The organism is Mesorhizobium sp., from assembly GCF_004962925.1.
In the GTDB taxonomy this organism is placed as follows: Bacteria; Pseudomonadota; Alphaproteobacteria; order Rhizobiales; family Rhizobiaceae; genus Mesorhizobium.
Genome location: NZ_SUEO01000319.1, coordinates 1 through 5,030 on the forward strand (window position 1 = coordinate 1; position 5,030 = coordinate 5,030).

A 5,030-nucleotide genomic window follows, 5' to 3' on the forward strand; every position below is an offset into this window, starting at 1 on the left:
CAGGGAAAAAAAGCACAAAAAGGCCGCGAGAGTGCCCGGCACCGCGCTCGTCATCGATAAAAATTACCCGTTCTTGCGCTAAAGTCCGATTGTTGTCAGATCGGCGCGAAGTCAAGGTGCCCATCATGAGCTTAGCTGACCAGCAAAATTTATCAAACCCTGAAAGTGGACTTCTCGCGTCTGCTTTAGTGCCATGCCTTGTCGCCGGAACGGCAACTGGGCGGATTTCGGTATTCGGGTCCGAGAGCGTCCTGTCCCTCATGCCGGAGAAAGTCCTCCAATGACCAAAATGCTGGGCAGCGTCACCGGCGTCGACGAGGCGGAGATCGCGCTCTCAGGCCGCGTCGACATCATAGACCTGAAGGATCCGAAAGCTGGGGCCCTTGGGGCGGTAGCCACCGAAATCATTGGCCAGGTCACCTCGTTCATCGCCGGCCGGGCGCCGGTCAGCGCGGTCTGCGGCGATCTGCCGATGGAACCCGAAACGATCCGCGCCAAGGCCGAAGAGATCGCGGCGACCGGCGTCGATTACGTCAAGATAGGCTTTTTTCCGTCGGCAAATGCCGCCGCTTGTGCGGAAGCGCTCGCGCCGCTCGCCGCGCGAACGAAGCTGATCGCCGTGCTTTTCGCCGATCTGGCGCCGGATTTCGAGCTTTTGCCGGTGTTTGCCAAACATCGCTTCCATGGCGCCATGGTCGACACTGCGAACAAGGCTAACGGGCGGCTGCTCGACCATCTGCCGCCCGAGCGTATCCCGGGGTTCATCGATCGAGCCAAATCGCTTGGTCTGATGGTTGGACTGAGCGGATCGCTGGAAGCCCCCGACATTCCGCGCCTGTTGCCCTTCGCTCCCGATTTTCTCGGTTTTCGCGGGGCGCTGTGCGGTCACTCCGGCCGCACGGGTTCGATCAGCGCCGAGGCGGTTTCGCAGATCCGCGAATTGGTCCCGGAAGAATCCCGAGCCGGCGGGCCGTCGAGCGTCGACTACCGCCTACTGGCGGCGAGGGGCTATTCGCCGGGCACCGACCCGACATTGGGCACGGACAAGATATTCGTGCGGGACTTTGTCCTGCCGGTCCAGATCGGCGCTTACAGCTTCGAGCACGGCCACACACAGAAGGTGCGTTTCGACGTGACCGCCGACGTGCTGCAAGTCACCGACCATCCCGAAGACATGCGCCATGTGTTCTCCTACGACATCATCATGGACGGCATTCGCACCATTGTCGCGCGGGGCCACATCCAGCTTAGCGAGGCGTTGGCCGAGCAGGTGGCGACGTACATTCTGGAGAACCCGCGTGTCGTGCGCGTCACGGTAAGGGTGGAAAAACTCGAACTCGGCGCAGGCGGCGTCGGCGTCGAGATCGAACGCAAGCGCCAAGCGGCAGGCCGCGGCGTTGCCTCCGGCCCTGCCGGCCGAAAAGACCAAAGCGCTGTTTCCCAGCCGCGACAGGAAAGGCCTGAGGTCATCAGGCCAACCATTGTCAAGCTCGGCGGCAGCACGGCCCGTGCGGCGGAAATGGAGAACTGGATCGCGGCGCTGGCAAGCTCCAGGCTGCCGATCGTGATCGTGCCCGGCGGCGGGCAGTTTGCCGACCAGGTGCGAGAGAGCCAGATTTACATGGATTTTTCCGATATCGCTGCCCATGCCATGGCGATCCTCGCCATGGAGCAGTTCGGCCAAATCATCCTCGACCGGCATGAAAGGCTGACGCCGGCACGGTCGCTGGAGGAAATGCTGCAAGCGTTGGACGCGGGAAAGGTCCCGGTGTGGCTACCATCGTCATTGGCGCTGCCGGCGCCGGACATTCCGGCTTCCTGGGACATGACTTCCGATTCCCTTGCCGCCTGGCTTGCCGGCAAGCTCGGCGCGAAGGCGCTGCTGCTGATCAAGCAGACCGGCGCGTTCTTCGGCAGCGACACGATCGACAGCCTGGCAGTCAGAGGCATCGTCGATGCCGGCTTTGCCGCCATGCTGCCCGACGGCGTCGATTTCCATCTCGCCGGTCCGAAAGATGCTGCCGAGGCCGGGGCGCTGCTCGCGGCGGGCAATCTGCCCGGCATCGCGATCGCGCCCCCGATCCGGCCGGCAAGAAAAGCAGGGTAGGCGATGGCGAAGCTGCATACGCCGCGCTGGGCATGGGTTTTGACCGGTTCCGGTCATTTTTTTACGGAGAGCTTCGCACTTATTCACCAACTCGAGCATTGCGATGTCTTCGTGTCGAAAGCCGCCAACGAAGTGCTGCGCATGTACAAGCTCAAGCTCGATTTCCCGGAGACGACGCGCGTTCTGCACGACAAGACGGCGAGCGCGATCCCGGTCGGCGAATTTTATCACGGCGTCTATCACACGGTCGTGGTGGCGCCGGCCAGTTCCAACACCGTCGCCAAATGCGTGCACGGCATTTCCGACACGCTCGCCACCAATGTCTTTGCCCAGGCGGGAAAATGCCGGGTGCCGGCCATCGTCTTTGCTTGCGATACGGCGCCGGAACTCGAAACCATGGCGCCGCATGGGCTGGTCAAGGTCTATCCGCGCAGGATCGACCTGGAGAATACCAACCAGCTGAAGAGCTTCGATCGAACCGAGGTGGTCGAGTCGCTCGCCGAACTCGAAGCCTCGGTCAGACGGCGCCACGCCGAACTCGCAAGCCATGGCTGAGCGGCTGGCCTTTCTTACCGGTCATTTGGCCAAGGTCCGGCTGGAGAGGCTGCTGGCCGGACTGGGCGAAACCGAATTTGCCTGGGAGATCATCGACATCGGCGTCAAGGTCGCGGCGCTGATGAGCGAAGACATCATCAAGCGGCGGCTCAGCCTGACAGGCGGCACTGACCGCGTCATCCTGCCCGGCCGCTATCGCGGGGACATCGAGCATCTGTCGAAGCATTTCGGCGTGCCCTTCGTACGTGGTCCCGACGAAATCGCCGATCTGCCGGGCTTTCTCGGCCGGGCGGGCGAGCCGCCCGACCTTTCGCGTCACGATATGCGCATTTTCGCCGAAATCGTCGATGCGCCGATGCTGTCGGTCGAGGCGCTGGTGGTGAGGGCACGGACGCTGGCTGCGGCCGGCGCCGACGTCATCGATCTCGGCTGCCTGCCGGAAACGCCGTTTCCATTGCTGGAAGAGGCCGTGCGCGAGCTGAAGGCGCAGGGATTTCGGGTCAGTGTCGATTCCGCCAGCACCGACGAACTGTCGATCGGCGCACGCGCCGGTGCGGACTATCTTCTCAGCCTCGATGAGAACACGCTGCCGCTGGCCTTCGATTACAAGGCTATGCCTGTGCTGATCCCGTCCACGCCGGGCGACCTGGATTCGCTCGGCCGGGCCATCGAAGCGGCGCAAAAGGCCGGCGTCGCCTTCATCGCCGACCCTGTGCTCGACCCGATCCATTTCGGCTTTGCCGTCTCACTCGGGCGCTTCATCGAGGCGCGCCGCCGCTGGCCGGAGGTCGAATTGCTGATGGGCACCGGCAATCTCACCGAATTGACCGACGCCGACAGTTCCGGCGTTACCGCCGTTCTGGCCGGGCTCTGCTCGGAACTTCAGATCCGAAACGTGCTTGCCGTGCATGTTAGCCCGCACACGCTGCGAACGATCGAGGAGCACGATATTGCCCGCCGTATCCTGTTTGCCGCGAGGAACGACGGAGCGCTGCCGCGGAGTTACCATCCAGGGCTCCTGCAGATTCACGATCGCAAGCCGTTCACGGCCTCGACCGGGGATATCGATGCATTGGCAGCCGAGGTGCGCGACGCCAATTTCCGCATCATGACCGCCGAGGACGGCATCCATGTCTTCAACGGCAAGGGGCATGCGGTTGCCACGGATGCGTTTGAACTCTTCACCGGGCTTGGCGTTGAGGCTGATGGCGCGCACGCATTCTATCTCGGCGCGGAACTGATGAAGGCCGAGATCGCGTGGCGCCTCGGCAAGCGCTATGTGCAGGACGAGCCGCTCGCATGGGGCGTTGCCGTGCCGGCTCCCGAAACCGACCGCACCCGTCTTGCGGAAGCGGGCCACACGCTTCGCGCGAAGAAAGAGCGCTAAATCATGCCCTACATCAGTGAATCGATCATCACCACCGTCAACAGGGCGGGAGACGTCCACATCGCGCCGATCGGCATCATCGCCGAGAAGGACGGCTGGGTCATCGCGCCGTTCCGCCCATCGGTGACGCTCGACAATCTGGCCGAAGTGCCGTTCGCCATCGCCAATTACACCGACGACGTGCGTATCTTTGCCGGCTGCCTGACCGGCCGCAAGGATTGGCCGACGGTTGCGGTTGACGGATTTCCGGTGCCGCGGCTCGCAGCGGCGCTCGCGCATTCGGTGCTCGAAGTCGAAAGTGTCGATGACGACGGTATGCGACCTCGCCATTTCTGCCGCGTGGTGCAGGAGGAAACGCATGCGCCGTTCACCGGGTTCAACCGCGCCAAGGCGGCGGTGCTGGAACTGGCCATATTGGTCAGCCGGCTCGGCATGCTGCCGCGCGACAAGATCGAGGCGGAAATCGCCTACCTTTCGATCGCCATCGAAAAGACCGCGGGCGAGGGCGAAAAGGAAGCCTGGGACTGGCTGATGCAACGTGTCGACGATCACCTGTCGGTCAAGGAGTCCCACGGCGACGAGGTGCGGAGTTGAACCAGAGCACCTACAATTGAGATCCCGCCAACAGCGCCACCGCTGACGCAGGCGCCACGCTGCTCGCTTCGCCGCGAACGGCGTCATTTGCGGGGATGATCTCGGCAAAATCGACGAAGCGGCGTTCCATGCGTTCGGCCAGCCGTCTGATCTGCCAGCGGCCGGTTCCGGCGCCGACGATCGGCACATCCCTAGCGAGGGGCCCGGCAACCAGCGATGCCGCGTCGTGGATCTTGCGCAACTGCTGCTCGCTGAACCAGCGGGCGATTTCACGCCATTCCGGCGGCGTCAGGTCGGCGGCGTCGCGGCCGATCATGCGCGCCAGCCGCGCGGTCGAACCGTCGACCGTCTTTTCCTTGCCGTCGGCGGTGGCGTGCCTGTCGTCAT

4 protein-coding genes and 1 pseudogene are annotated in these 5,030 nt (G+C 63.5%); 4 read left to right on the forward strand and 1 reads right to left on the reverse strand.

Annotated elements, in window-relative coordinates:
* Positions 1–280 precede the first annotated feature (280 nt).
* Genes E5W87_RS33805 through E5W87_RS33820 form a run of 4 tightly spaced genes read left to right on the forward strand, consistent with a single transcriptional unit; the run spans position 281 to position 4,643 of the window.
* A complete protein-coding gene (locus E5W87_RS33805) occupies positions 281–2,107 on the forward strand; it encodes a (5-formylfuran-3-yl)methyl phosphate synthase (protein ID WP_292407803.1) in 1,827 nt (608 codons plus the stop codon).
* Between the two features lie 3 nt (positions 2,108–2,110).
* Complete coding sequence (locus E5W87_RS33810; protein ID WP_292407804.1) at positions 2,111–2,662, forward strand: flavoprotein; 552 nt, start codon at positions 2,111–2,113, stop codon at positions 2,660–2,662.
* Positions 2,655–4,049: a DUF6513 domain-containing protein gene (locus tag E5W87_RS33815; RefSeq protein ID WP_292407805.1), complete on the forward strand. Its 1,395-nt coding sequence runs from the start codon at positions 2,655–2,657 to the stop codon at positions 4,047–4,049. The genes E5W87_RS33810 and E5W87_RS33815 overlap by 8 nt, the downstream gene beginning before the upstream one ends.
* A 3-nt stretch (positions 4,050–4,052) precedes the next feature.
* Positions 4,053–4,643, forward strand: a complete 591-nt coding sequence (locus E5W87_RS33820) for a DUF447 domain-containing protein (protein ID WP_292407806.1) — start codon at positions 4,053–4,055, stop codon at positions 4,641–4,643.
* A gap of 10 nt (positions 4,644–4,653) precedes the next feature.
* On the opposite strand, the pseudogene E5W87_RS33825 reads toward E5W87_RS33820, so the two are convergent.
* A pseudogene (locus tag E5W87_RS33825) lies at positions 4,654–5,030 on the reverse strand (hypothetical protein); the annotation flags it as partial.

Coding starts and splice junctions, on each gene's coding strand:
- E5W87_RS33815 (WP_292407805.1), top strand. CDS start 2,655: ATGGCTGAGCGGCTGGCCTTTCTTACCGGTCATTTGGCCAAGGTCCGG.
- E5W87_RS33805 (WP_292407803.1), top strand. CDS start 281: ATGACCAAAATGCTGGGCAGCGTCACCGGCGTCGACGAGGCGGAGATC.
- E5W87_RS33820 (WP_292407806.1), top strand. CDS start 4,053: ATGCCCTACATCAGTGAATCGATCATCACCACCGTCAACAGGGCGGGA.
- E5W87_RS33810 (WP_292407804.1), top strand. CDS start 2,111: ATGGCGAAGCTGCATACGCCGCGCTGGGCATGGGTTTTGACCGGTTCC.